Below are 25,596 nucleotides of genomic sequence, written 5' to 3'. Positions count from 1 at the left end.
CCTTGACGAGTTCGATGATCGAAGTATCGTCAGCCACGTCCGCCAGTCCGCCGGTTTCGGACAGACCGACGAAACCGCCGGCGTTTCCGTATTCCATGTCAGCGAATACCGTGTACAGACCGGTCACCGCGGTCGGCTACATGGTTCCAAAGTATACGAACACGGATGTCCGCTACGTCAATGGCGGCAACGTAACCGCAAACATGGCAGGCGGTTACGCAGGCGATTTCCAGAGCGGCAAAGTCGACAATAGCGGCAAGAAAAACAGTGATGATGCCAAGGAACCGTGGGCCGTATACAACATTGATACGGTGACCGGCGGCTCCTACGCAGGCGGTTTCGGCGGCAAAGTGCATTCCGGCGCCTTGGCCGACGCCGGCAAGGGCCTGAACATCCTTGGCGGCTTGGGTGAAAAGCTCCATACCGAAAACCTGAGCATCGACATCACCCAGTTGGCATCCATCGCCGCTGCATACGTGCCGTACATCACGGCGGCCGGAGTCAAGTCTGGTGCTGAAACCGTGGAACAGACCAGCGGCCGGATGACGAGCGACCCAAAGAATCCGGGACTGGTCGTCAGCGCCCTGCGGCTTGATACGCTCGACTCGCAGTCCGGTTCTGCCGGTGGTTTTATCGGGTACGGTTCCGGCGTACAGGTGTCGAACAGCGATGTGACGCAACTTCGATACACCAAGGTCACCGAACCCAAGCAGCTTGAAGGTGTTGACGGCAGCACCTATTTCGACGAACCGCAAAGCGCATATGCAATTACGGCAAAGCGCTACGCAGGCGGTTATATCGGCAAGATGGACATCGGCTCCGCGGCTTCCGTCGGCGGCGGCCTAAAGGTACTGAACGTCATCAATCTGGCCGATATCACCAAAGTACTTTCCGTCGTCGTCTCCACGATCGAACATTCCGACGTGACCGGTGCGGCATCGGGCTACTCGGTACTTGCCAGTGATACGAGCGAAGAGAACACGAACCACGGCGATGGCATCGCCACCGAAGGCAGCGCGAAGAATCCGCTGGGCGAGGCCGGCGGTTTCGCCGGACGCGTGATGGGCGGTCATGTCCAGGATTCCAACGCGCACAACTTCGCGTACATCATCGGTCAGATCACCGCCGGCGGTTACGCTGGCGGCATCGCTCCGGGCGATGTGGCCAGCGTGCTCGGCAGCGACATGACGATTCTGAACGGTCTGATCAACACGGGCGGCACGTTCGCCTCGTTGCTGCAGGACTTCGTGCCGACGATCCGCAACTCGTCCACCGATGCGGTGCCGTGCGGCGCTGCAGTGCGCGCCCAGGCCGCATCCGACGAGTACGTGCTTCGCGGCATGGCCGGCGGCTATGTGGGCCATGACGAGGGCGGCCACATCTGGGGCAACAACAATGCTCCATGGAAGAGCGAAAACGACGACCACAACCATTACAACGGAGAGAAGCGCACCGCCTATGCCGCGCGCATCCGCTCCGTGTATGGCGCCGAGTTCGCCGGCGGCTTCACCGGATTCATGCAAGCGGCCAGCACCGCGAAAACCGGCAGCCTGAGTCTGCTGTTCGGCCTGATCTCGGTCGACAACCTGCTCGGCGCACTCGGCGTGGCATACCCGACCGACGAGAACACGAAGGTCACCGGCCCGCTGCACAACCTCGACATCAAGACTTGGAAGGATTGGGTCAAGTCGGTCGGTCTGACCGGCGCATACGGCAAGGAATTCGCCGAGCTGCTCGAGCACGCCGACCAGATCACGACTCAGGACGATCTTAATAAGGCGTTTGCCACGTATGTGTACGGCACGAACGTGGTCGCCGGACGAACCGTCTACACGCAGAATGCGAACGAGTCGCAGGGCGGCGTGGCCGGAGGCTACGTCGGCCTGATGCGTGCCGGCACCGTCACGAACGGTCAGGCGTCGGACACCAAGCTGGTCAAGGCCATGCGCGCTGCGGGCGGTTTCGCCGGCGCGATGGAATCCGGCGGCGCCGTGGAATTCGGCAATGCCAATGTGCTGAACATTATCAAACTCAATCTCAGCAAACTCGTGAGTGCCCTGAACGTGTTTGTGCCCGTCGTCAAAAGCTCGTCCGTCACCGGCTACCGCCGTGGCATGACCGTCGAGGCGACCGGCACCGACCTAACGCACGCCAACGGTTTCGCCGGTGGATACGTCGGTTATGCTTCCGGCGCACAGATCTGGGGCGACAAGACCTTCGACGACGCCGAGAAAACCGACAACCGTTGGACGATCGGCTCCACGCATGAAGGTTATAGTGCCACCGGCTGCAATGTGACCAACCTGCGTCGCGTCAAGGGCACGAACGCGATCGGCGGTTACGCGGGTCTCATTACCGCGGCCGGCGTTGCCGACGTGAACACGAACGCGTCCGAAGGCATCCTGCAGAAGCTGCTCGATGCGTTGATCTCCACGCCGAACGATCTGGCACAGGTCGTTCAGGCCACCGTCTCCACCGTGCGTGGCGCGAAAGTCACCTCGGTGAAGGACGATCAAGCCGCCGCGGCCTGGGGTTTCACAGTCGAAGGTGCATACAGCGTGACCGGTGCGGACGGCAAAACCGCGACCAAGTACGCGCGTGCGGCCGGCGGTTTCGCCGGGTCGATGAAGGCCGTTGTGGCCGGTACCGAGAAGGGCGGCGCGTCCGATACCGATACGTTGACTGTGGACGGTCTGCGATCCGTGGAAGGCGGCCAGTATGCGGGTGGCTTCTTCGGTCAAGCCGATGTGACCGCGGTTGCGTCCATCGCCGGTACTGATGGCACGGACGGTTCCGACCAGAGTACCGAACTGTTGCTGAAGCTCATCAAGGCTGGCAACATCAGTGCGCTCGAGGCGTTCCGCACGTTCATCCATCATGCGAATGTGAACGGTGTTGCTGACGGCATTCAGGTCAAAGCTCATGATGCAAGCCAGCAGGGCATCCTCAACTCGAAGCAGTACACGGGTGCTGCCGGCGGTTTCGGCGGCGGTCTCATCAACGGCACCGTCGACTACGGCAAGGTCACGAACCTCAACAGCGTGAACGGCGTCAACTATGCCGGTGGTTTCGTCGGCCATCTCGGCAAAGCCGGCACGGTTGACGTTAATAACGCCGAAGTGGCCAAGCTGCTCGGCGCGACGGCCGGCGTGCTCGACATCTGGGGTTCGCACGTCGATGATTCGTCCGTCAGCGGCATCGCCGACGGCTTTACCGTCGCCGTATCGCATGACGGAGTCGACTACCAGGCCGGCACCGACGCGGCGACCGGACGTGAAGTGGCCGGCGGTTTCGCCGGATACGCTGATCTGGCGCGCATCAGCCGTTCCACCGTCACCGGACTCAAGAAGGTTTCCAGCGGCGAACTTGCCGGTGGTTTCGTCGGCGAGACGACGATGGCGTATCTGGTCGATGCCGAGATCAGCTCCGTGCTGCTCGACTTCATCCTCAAGGTAGTCAACGCGCTGTTGAAGCTGTTGTACCTCAACAAGGCCGAGGACCTCGGCGTCATCGATTTGGGCAAATGGTTCCCGGCGCTGGGCAAGGTCATCGATCTCAAGGTCCTTGCCGAAGGTGAACTGTTGTACGTCAACCTGTTCGGCTTGAAGATCGGCGTCGCACTGTCCCGAGCCGACGCGGAGAACCAGCAGCAGGAGGACGTGGCGATCATCACCATCGGCGACTCGACCATCAAACTGCCGTGCACGAAGGACGGCGGAGTCGACGAGAATCAGTTGCGTTCGAACCTGACCGTCGAACTCATCAAGGCCAACCGTACAAAGGTCACGTACTCCTCGGTGCAGGGCATCGCCGACGGCTATGACGTGTTCGGCGGGGGAGCGACCCAGGAGTCCGATGGCACGAAGGATCTCAAGACTGGCTATGCCGGCGGTTTCGTCGCTCTGAACGACGAGGGTCTGTTCGAACACGACGACATGACCTATGCGGACATGATTCGCGGCACCGCCGATCTGGTTGGACCGTTCAGTGGCATGACCAAGCTGAAGTCCTCCTACAACTTCAACGACGTGTATGACATCGAGGGCAACACCAACACGTACCACATCTATCGTGATGTACCGTCGAGCTGGTCGTATGCGTTGACCGCCGACAAGAAGCAGTTCACGTACGGATCGCATATGGACAATGTGACTGATAAGGACGGTCAGGCGATCGATGTGACCGGTGCGCTCAAGCTCAATCTCAACCGATACGATGTCGCGCATCTTGCCAACAAGCAGAACCAGTGGGGTGAGCCCGTCGTGACGCCGTACATCAAGCAGTTTGCCGACTACAAGGATGCGCTGGTGTCCAACAATGTGGGCGGCGTGAACGATCCTGACGAGAACGGCGCGAAGAAGTCCAAGTTCATGAACGTGTACGTGTCGGCGGCGGAGGCGGTGCTCATGCTGAACGTGGCCGTCACGGACAATACGAGCGGGTTGACGCCGGAGCCGGATGATGGCCAGGATCCGTGCGGTTTGGACGGATGCCAGGCGATCAATTTGACGCTGCGCAAGGTGTGGGATGACAACGGCGGCCGGACGGCGGAACGTCCCAAGTCGATCACGCTGCGCATCACCGCGACCTACACGGACGCGAACGGCAAGATCGTGACGCCGGCCAACATCTATTGTCCGACGGACGATTGTGCCACCGGCAGCGCTCCGGAAACCGGCACGGGGTCCTACACCAAGCAGGGCAACCCGTGGAACGTGACGCTGAGCGCGGACGACGCTTCCGACGGAAACAGCAACACGTGGCGCAAGGTCGTCAAGAACCTGCCGATCGCGGTTCAGGACAAGGACGGCACGATTCACCCGTACACGTACACCGTGCAGGAGATCGCCGTCACGTATCAGGGCAAGGATCCGGTGCGCGACTACGACAAGACGCCGACCGACGCGGGATACCATGTGACCGTTGCGTACGACACCAAGGAGTACGTGGCGACCGTGACGAACTCGCCGTGGAAGATGCCCGACACGGGATCGTCCGGCACACAGTGGATTGCGATGCTTGCCGTGATCGTCCTCGGACTCGGCACCGCATGGTACTTGCGTGAGGCCGGTGTCGTCGGTGCGCGCAGAAGGCGAGGTCGTCACCATGCATCGTAGATTCCCCGTCATTTCAGCCGAGCGTGGTCTTTATTCTGTCATTTCGACCGAGCGCAGCGAGTGGAGAAATCTTCTCCGTCCATCAACGGTTCTGAAAGATTTCTCGACTCGGCTTCGCCTCGCTCGAAATGACAAGAGTGAGGGAGCGTGTGCTCGGCATGACAGAAGTACAAGAGCCGGCGCCTTTGCGATGAATAACGCGATGAGCGCAACGCACCATTAAAGATTTCCGTCGCTTCGGCGGCGGGCAACAGAAATGTCCAGATTGAGGCAAACCGGTTCGACTGGAATGCCACAGGCAATTAAGGAGAAAGGATACAGTGATGAAGTCACTGATCAAGAAACTCGCAGCGGTGCTCATCGCCGTTGCGACCACGCTCGGCTTCGCTGGGCTCGGCGCCCTCACCGCGTCTGCGGCTGGCGACCGCTCCATCACCGTGAACACGGTGGTTGGCTTTGCAGGAGAGCTGAAGCTGTACAAGATGTTCAGCGCGGCCAACGTCAGCCCGACTCAGGACAAGGACGGAAACCTGTCCATTGACTACACTCTGGAAGACAAGTGGAAGCCGTTCTTTACCAGCGGAGAAGCGGGCACCACGATCGCTAACGATACGAATCTTTCCGCAAACGCTGCAAAGTACATTCGCGGTCTCAACGACACCCAGCTGGCCGATTTTGCTCGCAAGGCGGTCATTTGGGCTGAGACCAACAAAATTGACGTAGACAAGCAGAGTGGGACGATTGCTACGGATGCAAGGGCTTATACGTTCACTGATCTGGGCCTTGGCTACTACCTGATCGCTCCCGACAAGAAGCAGCAGACCGTTGACGGCACGTACAACCCGCTGCTGGTGAATGTGACCGACGAGAAGAACGACGTGTCCATTCAGCTCAAGCACGAGTATCCGACCATCGACAAGACCGTTGACGAGAAGCCCGCTACGGACAAGAACATCGGCGACACCGTCGAGTACACGCTGAAGTCCACTGTTGCCGCCAACATGGCGGACTACACCGAAGGCTATGTCTTCACGTTCCACGATACCCTGTCCAAGGGCCTCGACTTGGTTCCGAACGCAGCTGATGACAGTGTCACTGATGTACAGCAGTTCACTCCGACCGTCAAGATCATTGGTGCGGGTACGAACGGTGCTGATGTCCCCCTGACCAAGGGCACTGATTTCACGGTGTCCGTCACGGAGAACAAGGATGACAAAGATAACCCGGACCTCAAGACCTCCACGACGATTAAGGTTATTCTGACCGACCTCAAGAACAAGCACTCGGAAGCCGCCGGCAAGGAGATCACCGTCACCTACTCCGCCAAGATCAACGCCAACGCCGTGTCCGGCAGTACTGGCAACAAGAACAGCGCCCAGATCGAATACAGCAACGATCCGTCCAGCAACCAGACCGGTAAATCCGTGCCGAGCGAAGTCGAGGTTCACACCTTCGAGTTCACGATCGACAAGTACACCGGCCGTATCTACAATGAATCCTCCGAGCGACTCGCAGGTGCCAAGTTCAAGGTGTACCGTGAATCGGATACCACGGATCTCAATAAGTCCACTTTCGATGAGACGAAGGACACGCTGCTCAAGTTCTCCCAGACCCAGACTGGTTCTGGTTCTGCTGAGCTCAAGGTAAAGTACGCCGAGAAGCAGGATGCTGATGGCCTTTCTGAGATGACCACTCCGGCCTCTGGCCGAATCAACGTGTCTGGCCTGGCTGCTGGCGTTTACTGGGTGAAGGAGACTGCGGCTCCGAAGGGCTACAACCAGCTGAAGAACGCCATCAAGGTTGTGATCGATGCCACCTATGATACAGATACGGACGGCAACGTTACCGGTACTCACACTGGCAAGCTGACTGGCTGGAAGATCACCTACACGCTGGACGGCAACACCAAGGACGGTACCGGCGAGCACCCGGTTCTTCCGGTCGAGAACAAGAACGGTCTCGTTCTTCCGTCCACCGGTGGCTGGGGCACCATGCTGTTCACCGTTATCGGCGTGCTGGTTGTGGCGCTGGGTACGGTTTGGTATGTGAAGTCGGGTCGTAAGGATTCGGCTAAGTAGGTGCCATTTCTTGGCTTCTCTTGGTGAGTGGGGCTGTTGAATGAAGTGAGACTTAGGGGTGGTCAGAGGCTTTGGGACGTTCCGTGGCTTCTGACGCTCCCCCAGTCAGCTTCGCTGACAGCCCCCTCAGCCAGGCCGAGCCGTAAAGAAAACGCCAGAGGCGTTTTTAGGCGAGGAGCGAGCGACAGCGAGCCAGCAATACAGGCAGCCGAAGGCTGTCCTTAATTGCAGGATGCCGAGGCTCCGCCAGCTTTATAGGCGCTGTTTGGGTTGCGAAGGATGATGGAAAGGGCGTTATGAAGGGGAGAGTGCGGCGGATTGTGCCGTTGGTGGTGATCGCGGTGGGACTGCTGGTGCTGTTCTATCCGACGATCAGCAACTTTCTCATCATGAAAAACGCCTCCCGCGTCGTCGGCAACTACGATTCGCAAGTCAACTCGCTGACCGACGAACAGTATCAGCAGATGATCGACGCGGCCCACGAGTACAACAAGCGGCTCGCCGAACAGAACGCGGGCGCGACCGACGCACTGTCCGGCGCGGTCAACACGCCGTCCAGCGACAAGGAATACAACAGTCTCCTCAACCTGAACGGCGACGGCATGATGGGCTACCTGACCGTTCCGCGGCTCAAGGAAACCATGCCGATCTACCACGGCACCAGCGAGGAAGTCCTCCAATCCGGCATCGGACACCTCGAACAAACGTCGCTGCCGGTCGGCGGCGACACCACGCACGCGGCCCTCTCCGGGCATCGCGGCTTGCCCACGGCCAAACTCTTCACGGACTTGAACCTGATGAAAACAGGCGACAAGTTCTACATCAAAATCCTGAAAGACACGTACGCGTACCAGGTCGACAAGATCATCACCGTCCTGCCCACCGACACGAAGGAACTCGTGATCGAAAAAGGCAAGGACCAGGTCACGCTCATCACCTGCACGCCGTACGCGGTCAACACGCACCGACTGCTCGTGCGCGCGCACCGCATCCCGTACACGCCCGCCGAACACAAGGACGCGCAGCCCACGTTCCACGTGGACATCCCGCTCCAATACGCGCTCCCGTCGATCGCGCTCATCCTCTTCCTCATCGGCTGGCGCATCTGGCGCAACCGCGACGAAAAGCGACGCCGCGTCGACACGGCCGAACAGGTCGTCAACAGCGTGCTCGGCGTGCGCGGCGGCGCGGCATCGGCAACCGATGGTTCCGACGGATCATCGCAGCAGTCAACAGCATCATCGACAAATCCAACGCGGAAAGGAACGGCACGACATGGCAAACATTCGTAGCAGGCGAACCATCGTCGCTTTCGTAGCAATGATCATTGCCATTGCCGGACTTTTCGCATCGTCTCCAGCCAGTGCGGAGAACGTGACCGGCAGCCTGACCGTAAGCGCCGTGTGGAACCGGGACACGAGCGGCGCCGTGCCGCTGGCCGGCGACACGTATTCGATCGTGCGCGTCGCATCCGCCGACCTCGACGAGAACGGGAGCGTCAAAGCGTTCCACACGCTGACCGCGTTCTCGGAATTCGGCTACGACTGGGGACACATGGACCCGTCCGCATACAACGAGGCCGCCAAAAAACTCACCGACCACGCGACCGCGCACCAACTGTACGAACACGCCGGCGTGACCGACGCGAACGGCTCGCTGACCTTCCGCAACCTGCCGATCGGACTGTACCTCGTCGCGCGCACCGGCATCGCCGCAGCAAACCAGCGATACGCGTGCGACCCGTTCCTCGTGGCCGTGCCCGGCACCGCCGACGACGGCAGCGGGCAGCTCAACGTGACCGTCGAACCGAAATTCTCCTACAACGGAGACGGAACCCCCAGCGAGCCGGGCGAGCCCGAGGAACCCGGCAAACCGGGGGAGCCGGAGAACCCCGGCGACAATCCCGGCGACAATCCGGGGAACGAGCCCGGCGAAACGCCCGGCAACACCCCCGGCGGCACCGGCACCAGCACCAATACCGGTACGGGCACCGGCACTGGTGATACCGGCGGCACCGGCACCACTGGCAAGCCCGCCGACACGGGCGCCGCCGTCAGCACCATCGCGGTCGCCGCCATCGCCCTCACCGTAGCCGCCGTCATCATCCGCGACCTGCGGCGCGGCCGCGAATCGGACCAATCCGGCGAAACCGACGAATAACGTGCGATGCCATGATGACCCGCTTTCGGAACGGGACAATCATCGGCGAGAGCGCCTTGTCGCGCGTGTCTTGACAATCCCGATAGGACGACTGCGCGGTTTAAGACATGCGTTTCAGCATCCGGGCGTATGGCGTGGCATGCGGTGAAGCGATCGTAGTGTGACAATCGTGCATTGGGCGACGCGACTGGCGCAGGCCGCGATGCGGCGCTTGAGATACGGTCGGGTCGGCGGAGAGAAGGCGAATCATGGGCGACGAGGCGAACGGATACGGTTGGAAGGGCATGAAATACCCGCGAGGATGGCAGGTCGGTGACGACTACATGCAGTTCGCGTGGAAATGCGCCATGCTGCTCCTCGGACAGCACAAGTGGATCAAACGCCGCGTGGAAAGCGTCTCGTTCACCGACCAAGGCACCACAAGACGCGCCATCAGCTTCGACTTCGCCCTGCCCAAAGACAAGTTCGTCGCCTATTCAAGCGACAACGAACAGCCCAGAATAGCCGTTCCCGTCACGTTCCTCGGCAAAGGCGACCTGATCCACGCGGACGTCGTCGACGGCGGCGGACAATCCGTGCCATTGGCCGGCCTGTTCGACAATCGCGAATTCGCGTACGCGGCGCTCGACTATCTGTTCAACGACATGGCTGAAGCGCTCGGCCGGCTGGACGTGCTCGCCGGCGAGCACGACACGGAAACGGACATCGTCATACGCATGACGGCAGCCGAAAAAGCGGCCGACAAGGAATACGCGAAAACGCACGGCGGCAAATCGATGCCGGACGAAAAGCGTCGCGAAACGCGGACCTCTCTGGCGAAAACCGTCAAGATGACGGCGGATACGGTGCAACCGGCGGAACGGCTCGCGCGCCGAATCTGGTGGCGCGCCCGAACCCGGCTCGTGAACCGGATCATCGCAGCCAAGTCGTTCAGCGGCCGCGACGTTCCGCCGGACAAGCTGAACGAACGCGATATTCTGACGACGGTCACCAACTATCAGCCGTCCTACGATTGGACACTCCGGATCCTGTACGAGGCTGTGATGGCGAAACGCGGCGATGACCCGCAGATGCACGAGAAACGGAACGACAATCTGCTTCGTCTCCTGCACATTATTCGGCAAGACGACAACGTGCCCGGACGCGAAACCATGATCTGGGAGGAGGACGGCAACGCGGCCAAACGCCTGCGCACGAAATTCTTCTCGGATTCGGTTTTCGAGGCGTTCCTTGACGTCATCGAAGAGATCGCCGCCGCAGCGACGGACGCAGAAAACAATTCCGGCAATTCCAACAGGAACAACGATCGCGACGGCCGCAACGACTGGACGCTCCCCGCCGAATCGTTCATCCTGCTGCTGTCGTCGTTCTCCAGCGCGTATCCGTGCATCATGCTCATGGACGAGGAGCAGGTCGCGAAACGCAACGTGGCCAAATTGTCGTTCGACACCGGGTATCGCGAAACGAAATGGGATCGGCTCACGCATCCGAACTCCATCCATCTGGACTTCGCATTCCAGATGATGGGCGCCGAGTCGAACCATGTCGAAATCGGCCGTCTGGCGAACAGCGTGATCGCCGGGCTCGAATGGGATGCGCGCGGCGAATCGCTGAAACCGCTGCGACTCAGCGTCAACTCCGGGCGCGTGCACCTGAGCGGCAGCTGGATGCGCTATCTTCCGTTCGCGCATCTGAAACTGAAACTGGTCAGCAGCCTTTCCTCCGTCCTGTCGAACATCGCGTGGTCGTCCGCACTGACGTTGTTCGCGTTATGGAACACGTTGCACGCATTCGGCACATTCGGCAATCATTGGAACGATCTGTACAACGTCGGCAACATGCTCGCCGGCCTCGCCCTGTTCTTCACGCTATGGGTGGCCCGACGATTGAACGATGTGCAGCACGCGGTGTCGCAGGAGCTCAGCTCGTACCCCAACCTGCTCGTATACGGAAACTTGATTCTGGCGACCGTGTCGTACCTTGCGTCGGTCGCCGACAGCAACAGCGACGGCACCACCAATTTGCACGCCATACTGCCCAAGCCGTTCGAGTGTTCGATCAGCGTGATTTGCCTGGTGCTGTCGATGATTCTGACGCTGATCGTATGGCATGGGCTGTTCTCCCGGCAACCGGACCACGCGAGCACGAACCCGGATTTCGACGGCGCGGAAGACATGGGCAGACAGCCGATTCCCATGATCAACACGCCGGAGTTCCGGCAGAAGAGGCAGGCGGGAGGATTCTCCGAGCAGTACCGTCGACTGGTCGAGCGTATTCGCCGACTGCCCATATTCCGGGAGGATGAGGAGCGCAACCGTTCATTGTTCCCGTCCGAAACCGGTGCCTACATGATTCTGGAAGGTGCGGGCGAGTTCCGCAAGGACGTTATGGCAGCCCGCTGCAGCTACGTGAACGGACGCTGGACTCAGCGCTAGGGTTGGCGACGGTTGATGGTCGACGGAGTGTCTGGGTTTGGGAGTCTGGATAGTCGGTCTTTTGCTGTGCGGTTGCGGATGTATCGATCATTGCGATCGTTGCGATGATTGTGATCATTGCGGGCATATCGTGGTTATTAAGAGGACTGTTTTGCGGGTATATCGTGTTGCCTTACTCGATTGCGGGCATATCCTGCCCACGTGCCGCCGATTTTCCTCCGACAATGGTCACGATCTGCCCGTAAGGCCACAGATGGTCACGATATGCCCGAAAAGCATGCTTCGTAATAGTCACGATATGCCCGCATGCGCATGTTGACGGATGCTGGATGGAGGATGGCAGGCCGGCTACTGCCCGAACCGACCACGATCTGCCCGCTGAATCCGCGATGCCTGCCTGTTGCCCGGTCTGTGCCTGATCGGTTTTGCTAAGAGTGTTTATGAACTGATTATTAATGGCGCTTGTGTTGTTTTCGTGGGTGTGGGTTCGTCGTTGAGTCGTTGAGGGAGTAAGAGAAGAGCGCTTCCTGGGTAGGATGTTTTCGACCAAGATAAACAAGCAACCAGCAAGCGCCTGATGAACAGCATATTCAACCAGCTCCTCAACGTCAAAAACATGGTGGTCGAGACCGCGCGGATCGTCGACTCGCCGCTGCGTCCCACGCCCGTGCTCGAGATCCGTGTGCGCCCGCGCAAGGGCATGCTCCGATGCTCCCGATGCGGCAGACGCCGTCACGGTTACGACCAAGGCGGCGGCATGCGCCGTTGGCGGCACCAGGACTTCGGCTGCTGGCGGGTCGAGCTGGTGGCCATGATGCCGCGTGTGGACTGCCCGAAGTGCGGTGTCGTGGTCGCCCGGGTGCCGTGGGCGGAACCCGGTTCGAGGTTCACGAGGGATTTCGAGACGGAATGCGCATGGCTGATGAGCGTCGCCAACCAGAAAACGGTCAGCGGGTTCCTGCGCATCGCGTGGAGGACCGCGGGCGACATCGCCCATAGGGTCGCCGAACGGCTCAGGACGTCGATGCCCTCGCCGTTCGACGGCCTGACGGCGATCGGCGTGGACGAGACCAGCTACAGGAAGGGCCACACGTATTTGACCGTGGTCGTCGACCACGAGCGGCATCGCGTCATCTGGGCGCACGACGGATACGGCAAAGACGTGTTCGACCTGTTCTTCCAGCAGCTGACGGACGAGCAGAAGGAGTCCATCAAGGTGGTCACCGGCGACGGGGCCCGCTGGATCGACTCGTGCGTCGCCGAGCACTGCCCGAACGCGGAACGCGTGCTCGACGGCTTCCACATCGTCTCCTGGATGACCGGCACGCTCGACAAGGTCAGAAAACGACTGTGGAACCAAGCGCGACGCAAACATGACGAGGAGGCGACGCAACGCATGCGCGGCGTCAAATACGCGGTATTGAAGAACCCCGACCAACTGACCGGCAAGCAGAACGAGACGCTCGACGCGTTGGGGAACACGGACCCCAAGGGCCAGCTCTACCGTTCATGGCAGCTCAAGGAACTCCTGCGCACCCTGCTCAAGCATCCCCTCGACCAAGCCAAGACCGAGTTGAACCACTGGGTGTTCTGGGCGTCACACTCGCGCATCCCCGAAATCGTCGAACTCTCCAAAAAGATCAGGAGACGACGCCCCGACATCCTACGCACGATCGAACTGGGCTACTCCAACGCCAGGCTCGAGGCGTTCAACAACCGCATCAAAGTCACCATCCGCATGGCCTACGGCTTCCACCACGTCAACAACCTCATCGCCCTGATCATGCTCCGCTGCGGCGGACTCAACATCCAACTACCAACACCAGCGATCTAACCCACGAAAACAACAGAAGCCTCTTATTAATAAACACGATGATGAAATCGTTGCGTAATGATCGGTCAATAATAATGCCACAATGCGCTTCTACAGTCTGGAATCGTTCTTGTTAAGAGCATTAACAAAATGCGAGACTAAGGAACAAGCATGAGGAAGACATGGAGAACGGCTCTTGTCGCCGCAGCAACGTCATTCATCGTCGCACTGTCCGGTTGCTCGATGGGAGCACCCACCGGCAGCAGCCAATCCACGGAAAAGCCGAAGGAAATCACCGTCTGGCTGATGGCCGGCGATCTGTCCGATGACGGTGTGAAAGCCATCAACGACGAGTTCACCAAGGAAACAGGCGTCAAAGTCAACCTGCAAACGCAGGAATGGGGAGACATCGTCACCAAGGTCACCACAGCGCTGTCCACAAGCACCCCGCCGGACCTAATCGACATGGGCAACACGCAGGTCGCCGGCTTTGCCGCCAGCGGCGGCCTCATGGACCTGACCAGCAAGAAGGACGAGCTTGCAAACGGCAAGACGTGGCTGAAAGGTCTGGAAGACCCGGCCACCGTGGATGGCAAGCTTTATGCGGTGCCGTTCTTCGGCGCCTCCCGTGTGGTCATTTACAACAAGAAGATGTGGGCCGATGCCGGCATCACGGCGGCTCCGACCACATTCGACGAGCTCGAAGCCGATCTTGACAAAGTTGCCGCCCAGCATAAGGGCGAGAAAGACTTCGCCCCGTTCTACATGCCCGGCAAGTATTGGTATGCGGCATTGCAGTTCATTTGGGGCGCCGGCGGCGACATCGCCAAGAAGGAGGGCGGAACCTGGAAGGGCAGCGCCTCAGACGCAAAGACCCTGCAAGGCATCAAGGAATGGAAGGCGTTCCAGAACAAGTACTCCACCGAAGCGTCCCGCAGCCTCGACGAAGGTGATCAGCCTACGCTGAATCAGGTGCTGGGAGCCGGCAAGGCCAGCGCAATCCTCAACAACAGCGTCGAAACCGTGGCGAAGAACAGCGACGGCATGACCGTAGACGATTTCGGCACGTTCGCGATGCCCGCGCCGGAAGGCGGCACGCAGCCAAGCATGATCGCCGGCTCCGATTGGGGCATCGCCGCAAAGAGCAAGAATCAGGAATACGCGTACAAGTGGTTGAAAATCGCCACAAGCGACGACATTCAGGAGAAGTACGTGTACGGTTCCACCGGCTGGCTTCCCAACAGCACCGAGCTTGTCCAGAAGATCATGAACTCGAGCGACTTCCCCGAATACAAGAAGGGATTCTTTGAAGCGGCATTGAATTCGAAGGCCACGCCCAACTCGCCGAACTGGACGACCATCGAAGGCGACCAGTCCATCAACGAGCTGTTCGGAACGATCGCCACCGGCAACGAATCGGTTGAGGCTGCAGCCAAGGACTTCGACCAGCACGCCGACGAGGTGTTCGCGAAATAACCTGCGGGACGGCGGAGGGAACGGTCGTCGACGGTCGTTCCCTCCGCCGTCCTGTCGGGAAATCCTATCGGGAATGAGATAACGCAATGGCACAAACAGCAGCTCAGGCAATCGATCAGGTACCGGCGGACCATCGCATCCGTCGCGGGCATACTCCGGCTTTCCTGCTTACGCCGGCAGGTCTGATCCTGATTGTCCTTGTATTCGCACCGTTGGCGTTCCTGTGCTTCACGTCATTCACGGATTTCAATCAGCGCAGCCTGTTCACCGGAGAATTCAACGTCACCGGATTCGCCCAGTTTGCCAACGTGTTGGCCGACGACGAATTCTACAAGGCCCTGCTGAGGACCTTCCTGTTCACCTTTGCTCTTGTCGCGGGCAGCATGCTCATTGGCATGGGCGTCGGACACATGATGACGCGGTTGGGCGGCGTTATGCGATACATCGTCACCTTCGTGCTGATCTTCGCATGGGCCATGCCGAACGTGGCCAGCTCGATCGTTTGGAAATGGCTGTTTTCTCCGGGATACGGAATCGTCAACTGGATGTTGAGCCGGCTTCACGTGTTCGGCGACGTGACCAACATGTCATGGGCGAACAACACGTGGCTCGCCTTCGTCTGCATTTGGCTGCTGGTCGTCTGGCAGGCCGTTCCCTACATCGCCATCACGCTGTATGCGGCGGAAACGCAGGCCGACCTGTCCTGCATCGAAGCCGCGCAGCTTGACGGCGCCGGTCCGCTGCGCATCTACTGGCAGATCATCGTGCCGCTCATCCAGCCGTCCATCATGGTCGTGACCATGCTGTCGATCATCTGGGATTTCAACGTATTCAATCAAATCTGGCTGGTTTCCGCCGGCGGCCCGAAAGGCACCACCAGCACGATCGGCGTGTTCACCTACAAGAAGGCGTTCGTCGACTTCAACATCGGCCAGGGCGCAGCCATCAGCATCATCACCACGGTCATTCTGATGCTGCTTACCAGCATTTACATCCGCAATCTCCTGAAATCAGGTGAGGATCTATGAGTCAGCATACGAGTCGGACGCAAACCGCCACGGAACGCAAACCGATTTTCTGGGATCGTCTGCTGCGCCAGACCTGGGTGACGATCGTAGCCGTGTTCTTCTGCCTGATTTGGTTCTTCCCTGTCTACTGGATGCTGATCACCTCGATGAAACCGCGCGGCGAAATGATGAGCACCAATCCGACCTTCTGGCCGCAGCATCCCACCCTGCTGAATTTCCAGCAGGCACTGTTCGCGACCAATTTCTTCATCAATTTGAAGAACAGCGTCATCGTCACGTTCTTTGCCGTGATTTTCAGCATCATCGTCGCGTTCCTCGCCTGTTCGGCGCTGACCCAGTACCGGTTCCGGGCGCGCAAGGGACTGATGATACTCATCCTCGCCATTCAAATGATTCCCGGAACCGCGCTGCTGATCCCGATGTTCATCGTGTTCAACCAGCTCGGCCTGCTCGACAAGTACGCGGGCCTGATCCTCGCGTACATCGCGGGAACGCTCCCGTTCTCGATCTGGAACATGCGAGGATTCTTCCTTGCCGTTCCCGACGATATTTTCGAAGCGGCCAAGGTCGACGGGGCAAGTGACTGGAAAATCCTGTGGAAGATCACCTTCCCGCTGGTCGCTCCGGGTGTGGTGTCCACATCGGTGTTCGCGTTCATCAACGCGTGGAACGACTATCTGACCGCGTACACGTTCATGAAGGACCAGAACAGATACACGCTGCCCCTGTGGTTGGCATCGTTCTCCACGCCGCTGACAGGCACCGACTATGGTGGCCAGATGGCGGGATCTGTGATCTTCAGCCTGCCTGTCGTGGTCTTTTTCATGCTCGTGCAGCATAACATGGTCAAGGGCATCACCGCCGGCGCCACCAAGGGCTGATCCGTCGGGGATCTGCGGCGGAATTGTCATGGATTCGCCACGGATTACCGGCGGACGCCGTTTTCAATCAAGGAGGATCATGCAGTACAGCAACGGTACGAAAACCATTGATTTCGAACTCATTCCGCAGCCCAGGGAGGTGCGTGTCGGCACGGGGGCTCCGGTGCTGCTGCCCGTGGGCGGAAGAGTCGTGGAAAACCTGCCCGACGATCCGTCCTGCGTCTTCGCGCGGCAGATCGTCGACGACGTCAGGCGATGCGCCGGACTGTCGTGGGACGTCGCGCAGGGAGACCATTGGCGCGCGTTCGTCCGCATCGGCACGGACGCGAGTCTCGCGCCGGACGAATACCGGCTCGACGCGACGCCGGACGGCATCACCGTCACCGGCGGCGGCAGCGCGGGCGTCCGCGACGGCGTGCAGACGCTCCGGCAGCTGATCCGGCAGACCGCGCCCGTCGTGCCGCCGATCACGGTATCCGACAGTCCCGCGTATCAGGTGCGCGGCTACTATCTCGACGCGACGCGAGGCCGCGTTCCCACGCTCGACTGGCTGAAACGATGGGCCGACAAGCTCTGCCTGTACAAGTACAACCAACTGCAGCTCTACATCGAGCACACGTTCAAATTCGACGATCTGAGCGAAACATGGCGCGGCGTCAGCCCGCTCATGCCGTCGGACATCATCGCGTTCGACGACTACTGCGCGAAGCTCGGCATCGAACTCGTGCCGTCCGTATCCACGTTCGGCCATCATTACATGGCGCTGCGCACGCACGAACTTCGCCGGCTGGGCGAATTCCCCGAACAGGCCGACCGTCCGTACAGTTTCGTCGAACGCATGGAACACCACACGCTCAACATCACCGAACCGGAGTCGCTGGAACTGTCGCTCAAACTGATCGACTCGTATCTGGAACTGTTCCGCACGCGCAAGTTCAACATCTGCGGCGACGAAACGTTCGACCTGGGCAAGGGCCGTTCCAAGCCCGAGGCGGAACGCGTCGGCGTGGCCCGCATGTACGCGGACTACGTGACCAAGCTCTGCCGCCACCTGTCCGACAAGGGGCGCGAACCCATGTTCTGGGGCGACATCGCCGTGGAAATGCCGGAAATCCTGACCATGCTGCCCCAAAACGTGCTGCTGCTCAACTGGCTGTATTCGCCGAACATCACCGACGACAAAGTGCGGCTCGTGGCCGAATCCGGCGCCGCGCAATACGTGTGCCCGGCGGTGTGGTGCTGGAACGCGCTGCTGCCTCGCCTGGACTGGGCGTGGAACAACATCACCCGGCTCGCCAAGTACGGTCTGGCCTATCATGCGGCCGGATTCCTCGTCACTGACTGGGGCGACTACGGTCACGTCAACGATCCGCGCATGGCGATCCCCGGCATGATCTACGGTGCGCAGGCGGCCTGGAACCCGGAAGCCGTGGAGCACATCGCCGAAATGAACCGTCGGATCAGCGTGCTCGAATACGGCGACCGGACCGGAACCATGCTCGCCGCGCTGCGCGACGCCTCCGAACAGGTCAGCTTCGGCTGGGACAATCTCGTCCGCTATCTCGAACTGGACGAGGACCGCCGCGGCACGCTGAACCAGGACGTGCTGCACGCGATCTGGACCGACGAAAACGTCTACGCGCCGCTCATCCACAACAGCACGACGCTCGGCGAAGCGCGCCGCAATCTGCTCTCATGGCTGAAACCGAGCCTTGATCAGGTGGCCAGTCGCAACGCCAGCCTCGACCGGGCGCTCGCCGACATCGGCATTGCGGTGGCGGGCGCTGCTGGATCGGACCATGCCAGCGTGCTGCAGCCGATCATGATCGCGATTCGCGGGCAGCGGCTGCTGAACGACGCCGGCGTGATTCTTGCGCGGCTCAACGGGGTTGCGGTTGGTGCCGCGACGGATGCTGCTGCGGCCGACGGTGCTGTGCACGATGTTGCGGCCGACGGTACGGACGCGCCGGACGACAATGCGAACGCGCGCGCCGACGCCCGCTTGGCTGCCCGTCTGACCGCCCGTCGGTTGGAGGAATGGTTCGAGGATTACAGCGACGCGTGGCGTGAGGTCAGCCGACAGGGCGAGCTCGGCCGTGTGGCCGACGTCGTCTGGCGTCTCGCCGACGAACTGCGCAAGGCCGAATAGGCACGAGGCGCGCTCGAACAGCCGACGATGGGGGACCGGTGCCGGAAGCGGCATCTGCGGTCCCTCATCGTCGTGGCGGTCTCCGTCTCTGCCGATGCCGCGATACTGCGGTGCTGCTGACGGCGTGATTGATGTGCCGCCGCGTTCACGGCTTGGTCAGAAACCATCGCCACGCAGGAACGACGTCAATGGTGCCGGACGTCACGGTGACGGTGCCTTCCTCATTGATGGAGATCAGCGTGCCGTGATCCATGCCGGTGTTGGCCATGGCGGCGGACAGATTGCCGATTTCGCTGCGGAACTTGTCGGTGAGTTGTGCCGTGCCGAAATCGTCGACCGTCGTGGCGTCAATGCCGGTTTCAACGGCGACCTGTATGAGCTGGTACGGTTCGCCTGTGGCGTCGTCTCCCACCACAAAATCCACTTCGGGACAGTTCGAGGCGGAATATGAGGCGATGGCGTTGCTGCGATTGCCGCCGTATCGGCGTTTCAGCTCCACGAACACGGCGGTTTCCAGCCGCTGTCCAAGATCAAGATGATTCGCAGGGGCCACGGCCAGGGACAGTCCCGGATCGACGGCGTACACCTTGCGGGATGCCTTCGGATTGTCTTTGATGGAGAACGTGAAATCGCCGACCTTGAACAGCAGGTGCGCATCTTCGAAATCGTCGAGCAGATCGTACAGCTTGTTGCCGGAAACGGGAACCTGCATGCTGCGCAGGGTTTTGATTTGCGCATTCACGGAAAACTTGAGTCCTGTGGAACGCAGCGCATTGCGCGAGAATCGTGTCGCCACGCGCAGTGACGCCGTGCCGAATCGTTCCAGAACATCCTTGATGACGATTTCGTCTGCGTAGCCTTGCAGCATGCGCATGCGGTCAAGCACGGTCATGGTCTGCACCGCGGGGAAACCTCCGACGTTCAGATAATCGTCGAAGGCGTTTTGAAGTGGCCTGCGCACGGCCGCCGGATATTCGCCGGCAACGTCTTGCGTGGATATGCCGTGGAATTGGCAGTATTCCGCGAAGCTCAGCGGCCACATCTCGCGTGACAGCGATCGTCCGCGCAGGTTGGTGGGGATGTCCGAAGACAGGAGCTTGGATGATGAGCCGGTGAGCAAGATGGTGACGTTGTGCTGTTCGGCTACTCTGCGGATGAAATGCGTCCAATATGGGGCTTCCTGAATCTCGTCGAACAGGAGGTAGCAGCCATCCACGGCCTGCGGCACCATGCGGTAGTACGTGTCCAGAAGGTCGGAGAGCGTATGGTCGGAGAACGGCATGATGCGCTCGTCGTCGAAGGAGAAGTGGAACAGTCTGTCGCGGGGGACGCCGTCTGCGATCAGCTTGTCCATGAGCTGGTACATGGCGTAGGTTTTGCCGCAGCGCCGTACGCCGGTGATGGTGTAGATCACGTTGTTGCGCGCCGGCTTGGGCACGTTGATGGATGCGCTGTCGCGTGTGATGTACGACGGGATGGTGAAGTCGAGATACTCTGCGATCAGCGATGACAATGACATGTTGGCTCCATCTTCATTCGTTTTCGATGAAGATTGTATCAAATCTTCGTCTGTTTTGAGTGAAGATTGTGCCGTATCTTCACTCAAAACGGATGAAGTTTCTTGTCTGGCGCTCGAGATTTGCGCCTTCCGGTCAGGTCTTTCACTCAAGCTCTGAGCTGATATATCGGCTCTTCGTATTTTGGCGTGTGTGGTCGTTGCCCCGGTGGTATCGGAATCACGCTGTCGCGTGATGCTGTGTTGCCGTGAGATTGCGCGATAGCGCAATCTCAGCATCGCGCTGCCGCGCGATGAAAACGGCATTGCGCGCACGCGCAATACTGTGTTCCCGGCGGCGGCCTGGCCGCCGCGTTTGGTCATTGTTAACGCCCTGCAGTGCTGGCTGTGTCTGTTCAATAGGAAGTGGGCCGGTTGAGCGTGTGGAAGGGGGGTGCGGATGTTTTTTTGGACGGCTAGGCGACCAGTCCAAGGTGTTTGCGGTATTGCACCGGGCTCATCCAGCCCAGCGACTGCTTGATACGGGTTTCATTGTAGTGGGTCAGGTAGGCTGACAGGCGTCGATGGAACTCGTCGTAGCCGACGTCCGTCCAGACGCGTCCGTGGTAGAACTCGTTCTTGAGTCTGCCGAAGAAGCCCTCGGCCGCCGCGTTGTCAGGGGAACAGCCCTTCGCGCTCATCGACCTGGCCAGTCCGTGCTCGTCGCATATCGCGATCCACTCGGGCCATCGGTAGTGCACGCCGCGGTCCGAATGGATGACCGGTCTGTCGCCGTCCTTGAGCGTGGCGACGGCGTCCAGGAGCATCCTGTTCGCCATGTCGGCGTTCGGCGACCTCGACAGCGTCCAGGAGACGACCATCCCGTCGAAGCAGTCGACCACCGGGGAGAGCCAGCACTTGTACCCGTCCATGGTGAACTGGGTGACGTCCGTGACCCACAGCCGGTTCGGAGCATCGGCGTGGAAGTCCCTGTCCACGAGGTTCGCGGGCGCCTCGCTCACCTCGCCGGCGTACGAGCTCCACCGCTTCGGACGCTTCAGGTACACGGGCCTGAGGTTCTCCTCGTGCATGATCCGGCGCACGACCTTCTCGGAGACGACGAGCGGATCCGCCCCGTCCAGGCGCAGCATCCGGTGTATGCGCCGATAGACCCACACACGACCACCGGCCTCGAACAGGTCCGTGACGCGGGCCCGCAGCACGGCGTATCTGTCGCCAGCGGCGATGACGCCGCGCTCGTAATAGTAGGTGCTGCGCTTCAGGCCCACAGCCTCCAGCGCGCGGGCCAGACCGAACTCACCCCTGATCGCGTCGACGACCCGCGTCCTCTCCCCGTTCGTCAGCATGGACGGGTCGAGGCGCGGGTCGTCGGCTTTTAAAACCCTGATCGTCTCCCGCATCACCGCGTTCTCCAGCCGCAGGGCCTCCACCTGCCGGCGCAACGCCTCCACGTCCGCGCCATCCGCCGGCGGGACGTCCGATGCCCCGACGTCGCTTTCCCGTCCCGTGACCATGCCGGCGCCGCCTTCCTCGCGATACCTGCGGGCCCACGCGTACACGCTCGACGGCGTGCATCCCACCGCGGCGGCGACCGTCCTCGCGTCGCCGCCGCGCAGGAGCGCACGTGCGGCCTCCAATCTGGTCTCCAGCGTATACGACGCCCCGTATCCACCCGGAACCGGTGGCCGGTACCTCGGGTCGGCGTGCACCCATGCGTCAATCGTGGCACGCACGGGCATGTTCTCCATCCCGGCGATGGCGCGCACGCTCAACCCATCCACGAAATGCAGATCAAGGACACGCACCCTTATCTCCTGCGAATACATCACGGACTCCAATCCGGACGCCCAAGGCGTCCAACATTTCGTCCGCACCCCCAAAACCAACCGCTCAAACGGACCAAAAGAAACGCCGAAACGGCCCACCCCAACTTGACAAAACACAGCTGGCGGTAGCCTCGGCCCCCTCGGATAGGCCGAGCCGTGAAGAAAACAGTCCAGTGGACTGTTTTTAGGCGAGGGCGAGCGATAGTGAGCCAGCAAGCAGTCAGCCGAAGGCTGTCCGTAATTGCAGGCTGACTGGGGGAGCGTCGCGGCGCTCTGCGCCGCCAACAAGCACAGCATCGCGCGCAGCGCGATTCCAATACCACGGGCCGCACGCGCATGCATACCAACATGCAAGGAACCGTTATTTCGACAACCCCGTCTCGAGAAATCGTGCGTGGTCAAGATTCGCTCCCCATAACCCCCGTATTCAGGTGTTGTTCGGATGCTGATTCTTCTTCGTCTTCATCATGTACCGTTTCCACCCACACCACGTCTGACGGACACGGTGAATCAGCCTCATCGAATACCGGGTGTGGGCATAAGCGGATCATTTTCCAGATCGAAAACCATCTCGAAGACCGAAGCCGCGCTGCGTGTGGGTGTAAGCGGGCTATTCGGCCTGATGAACGTGGGCATATCCGGTTCATATACGGGAGCGTGGGCATAGACGGGTCATTAAGTACGGTCATGAGCCGCGTACGTGTACCGTCTATGCCCACACCCTCACACCCACACGCCCGTACGCGCCCAAATACGAAGAGCTGATATATCGGGGGATAGGGCGATTTTGACTCATGTTTAGGGGATTATCAAAGACAAAATCAGGCATGATGCCCCCTATTTTCGGGGGAAAGGTGTATGTTTTGGTAACTGAGATGAGATTTTCGACAGCAAACGAGCCAGATGTGGAAAAGGCGAGCTTGGATATGACACGATTCACGCGACGTTGCAGCAAACTGGTCGCGACCGTGCTGGCCGGCGGCATGATCCTCGCCACGCCCGCGACCGCGATCGCGGAACCCGCCGCGGGAGACGCGACGGTGCAGGCCGATCAGACTCCGGCAGCTGATTCGGGAGTCGCGTTTCCCGTGGACACGATGATGGGATGCGGCGACGTGCGGACGTGGGCAAAACTGGTCGAATGCGCGGGCAACACGATGCAGGACACTCGTGTCACGATCACCACGCCGATCGTCGCCGACAAGGGCGCGACGGTGAACGTGACGAGGACGATCGGTCTGACCACCACGCTCGACGGGTCGACGCCCGTCCTGACCTCGGCCGACGGGGATGCGGCCGGCCAGCTGTTCGAAGTGAAGGCGAACGGCGCGCTGGTGGTCGGCGCGACCGCGGACGACAGGTTCACGTACGGCGGCACGAAAGACAAGACGGCGACCCGCAGGTTCGCGCGCATCGAAACGAACGGAACCATGCAGTTCAACGGCGGCGCGTTCCGCTATTTGACGGTGAATGATCTTGCGGCGAACGCCGGCGGCCAGAACGAAACCGCGGCGGTCGCGTTGAACATGGGCGGCACGCTGCTCGTACAGGGCGGCGCGTTCGACCACATCGTCACCGGCTCAGCCGCCGCGACAGGCGTGTTCTCCAACAATGGCGGCACGGTCACGATTGATGGCGGCACGTTCGAGAACAACACGGGCGTGCGCGGCAGCGTCCTGTCCGACATGAACGTGACCGGTTCGTCGAGCATCACGATCAACGGGGGGCACTTTCCAGAACAACAGCACCGCATTTGCGGGAGGCGTCGCCTACCTGAACAACCAGGGCAAGCACACGGACGGCAAGTATAAGGGCGCGTATGTGGTTACCGGCGGTACGTTCCAAGGCAACACGTCAAACACCGTCGGCGGAGCCGTCCATTCCGGAGGCAGCCTGACGGTCACCGGCGGCACGTTCACGGGCAATACAGCAAAAGGCAATGGCGGCGGCGCACTGTCCAACGACAATGAGGGAACCCTGACGGTCACCGGAGGCACGTTCAATGGAAACAAGGCCACTTCAAATGCGGACTGGACCGGCGGCGGAGCGATCCATGCCACCGGTTCCACGACGATCATTACCGGCGGCCTGTTCACAGGCAACGGCCAGGACCCGGGCGCTTGTTCGGTGGATGTGGGCTCGAACACTCAGGATAACTGCTATGGCGGCCCCTACGGAGGCCAAGCAGGCGGCGGCGCGATCTATTCGATTGACGTCAGAGACAATGAGAATCATGTCATCCAAAGCGCCAGTCTGACGATTCAGGGCGACGTCAAGTTCCGGGGTAATTACGCGAAGGCCCGTGATTTCGGTTCGGGCGGCGGAGCGGTGTGGGCGCGCGGCAAGATGTGGATCCGCAACAGCGCCGACGCCAGCGCGACCAAACCGGCGTTCGAGGGCAACTGGGCCGCGATCGATAAACCGGCAGGTCCCTATGACACGAACATTCAGACGATGCTAACTGGTCCGGCCACGCAGATCACCGCGGGCGGCGCGGGCGGCGCGGTGTTCCTGATGAACGGGTCTACCGCGTTCATCACCGGCGGCGAGTATAAGAACAATGCGTCGGGTTATCTGGGCGGTGCTATCTACACGGAGGAGAACACGACCACGTACGTGGGCCGCGCGGTCGCCTGGTCGAATACGGCGGGTCATTTCGGCGGCGGCCTGTGGTTCTGCCCGTCGGGCAATTCTGCCGCGTCCAAGGGCGGCAACATCGCCTTGTTCGATAACAAGGTGAACGATCAGCTGGACGCGAACACGGACAACCGGTCCACGGTGGACACGCAGGACAAGACTGCCGGTTCGGACCTTGCGATCATGAACCCGTACCACAAAAGCCGATACCGTATCCGTTCGAATACGTTCCAGTTGATGGATACGTGGTTCACCAGTCGTGATTCGAGTACGGTGGAATGGTATTGGGACGGTGTTCCCGCGCTTAAGGCGAGCGGTTATCAGGACAAGTGGCTCGGCGGCGACACCGGACAGTCCGTCTCCACGTACAACGGGCAGGACGGCCATGCGAACCGTTACGACGAAAATTCCACGAACAACGAGAAAATCGGCATCACAGCCGCTGACAATCATTCGGTGACTACCTGCCTGTACTACACG

General features: G+C 60.5%; 11 protein-coding genes and 3 pseudogenes. 12 read left to right on the top strand and 2 right to left on the bottom strand.

All coding sequences use genetic code 11. The features are described 5' to 3' along the window. Positions 1-128 precede the first annotated feature (128 nt). The 10 genes and pseudogenes from JS533_RS10335 to JS533_RS10290 all read left to right on the top strand — a co-directional run. A pseudogene (locus JS533_RS10335) lies at positions 129-4,109 on the top strand (cell surface protein); the annotation flags it as partial. A gap of 1,331 nt (positions 4,110-5,440) precedes the next feature. Then, on the top strand, positions 5,441-7,195 hold the full coding sequence (locus JS533_RS10330) for a SpaH/EbpB family LPXTG-anchored major pilin (protein ID WP_241514370.1): 1,755 nt from the start codon (positions 5,441-5,443) through the stop codon (positions 7,193-7,195). 296 nt (positions 7,196-7,491) lie between these two features. Next, positions 7,492-8,487 carry a class C sortase gene (locus JS533_RS10325; RefSeq protein WP_241514368.1) on the top strand — a complete coding sequence of 332 codons (996 nt, stop codon included), beginning with the start codon at positions 7,492-7,494 and terminating at the stop codon, positions 8,485-8,487. A 28-nt stretch (positions 8,488-8,515) separates the two neighbouring features. Then, positions 8,516-9,355 carry an isopeptide-forming domain-containing protein gene (locus JS533_RS10320; protein WP_241514373.1) on the top strand — a complete coding sequence of 280 codons (840 nt, stop codon included), beginning with the start codon at positions 8,516-8,518 and terminating at the stop codon, positions 9,353-9,355. A 248-nt stretch (positions 9,356-9,603) separates the two neighbouring features. Continuing rightward, on the top strand, positions 9,604-11,790 hold the full coding sequence (locus JS533_RS10315; RefSeq protein WP_241514366.1) for a hypothetical protein: 2,187 nt from the start codon (positions 9,604-9,606) through the stop codon (positions 11,788-11,790). 577 nt (positions 11,791-12,367) lie between these two features. Further along, positions 12,368-13,624 carry an ISL3 family transposase gene (locus JS533_RS10310; protein WP_241514364.1) on the top strand — a complete coding sequence of 419 codons (1,257 nt, stop codon included), beginning with the start codon at positions 12,368-12,370 and terminating at the stop codon, positions 13,622-13,624. Between the two features lie 150 nt (positions 13,625-13,774). Then, complete coding sequence (locus JS533_RS10305) at positions 13,775-15,079, top strand: sugar ABC transporter substrate-binding protein (protein WP_241514363.1); 1,305 nt, start codon at positions 13,775-13,777, stop codon at positions 15,077-15,079. An 86-nt stretch (positions 15,080-15,165) separates the two neighbouring features. Next, positions 15,166-16,107, top strand: coding sequence for a carbohydrate ABC transporter permease (locus JS533_RS10300; protein ID WP_241514362.1), 942 nt, complete (start codon positions 15,166-15,168; stop codon positions 16,105-16,107). Continuing rightward, a complete protein-coding gene (locus JS533_RS10295; RefSeq protein WP_241514360.1) occupies positions 16,104-16,988 on the top strand; it encodes a carbohydrate ABC transporter permease in 885 nt (294 codons plus the stop codon). The genes JS533_RS10300 and JS533_RS10295 overlap by 4 nt, the downstream gene beginning before the upstream one ends. 79 nt (positions 16,989-17,067) lie before the next feature. After that, positions 17,068-19,137: a beta-N-acetylhexosaminidase gene (locus tag JS533_RS10290; RefSeq protein ID WP_241514359.1), complete on the top strand. Its 2,070-nt coding sequence runs from the start codon at positions 17,068-17,070 to the stop codon at positions 19,135-19,137. A gap of 145 nt (positions 19,138-19,282) precedes the next feature. Here the strand turns inward: JS533_RS10290 and JS533_RS10285 are convergent, their stop codons facing one another. Continuing rightward, the gene (locus JS533_RS10285; RefSeq protein WP_241514357.1) at positions 19,283-21,016 is read right to left on the bottom strand and encodes an ATP-binding protein; all 1,734 of its coding nucleotides are present in this window, start codon (positions 21,014-21,016) and stop codon (positions 19,283-19,285) included. A gap of 92 nt (positions 21,017-21,108) precedes the next feature. After that, positions 21,109-22,365, bottom strand: a pseudogene (locus JS533_RS10280) (IS3 family transposase); the annotation flags it as partial. Positions 22,366-23,405: 1,040 nt separating this feature from the next. Here JS533_RS10280 and JS533_RS10275 point away from each other — a divergent pair. Together JS533_RS10275 and JS533_RS10270 are read left to right on the top strand one after the other, a co-directional pair. Then, positions 23,406-24,290, top strand: a complete 885-nt coding sequence (locus JS533_RS10275; protein WP_241514353.1) for a hypothetical protein — start codon at positions 23,406-23,408, stop codon at positions 24,288-24,290. 10 nt (positions 24,291-24,300) lie between these two features. Beyond that, positions 24,301-25,596, top strand: a pseudogene (locus JS533_RS10270) (carbohydrate-binding domain-containing protein); the annotation flags it as partial.

Source organism: Bifidobacterium amazonense (assembly GCF_018555435.2).
Lineage (GTDB): Bacteria > Actinomycetota > Actinomycetes > Actinomycetales > Bifidobacteriaceae > Bifidobacterium > Bifidobacterium amazonense.
Note: the sequence above shows the minus strand (reverse complement) of the source record. Positions and strands in the feature narration are given on the sequence as shown.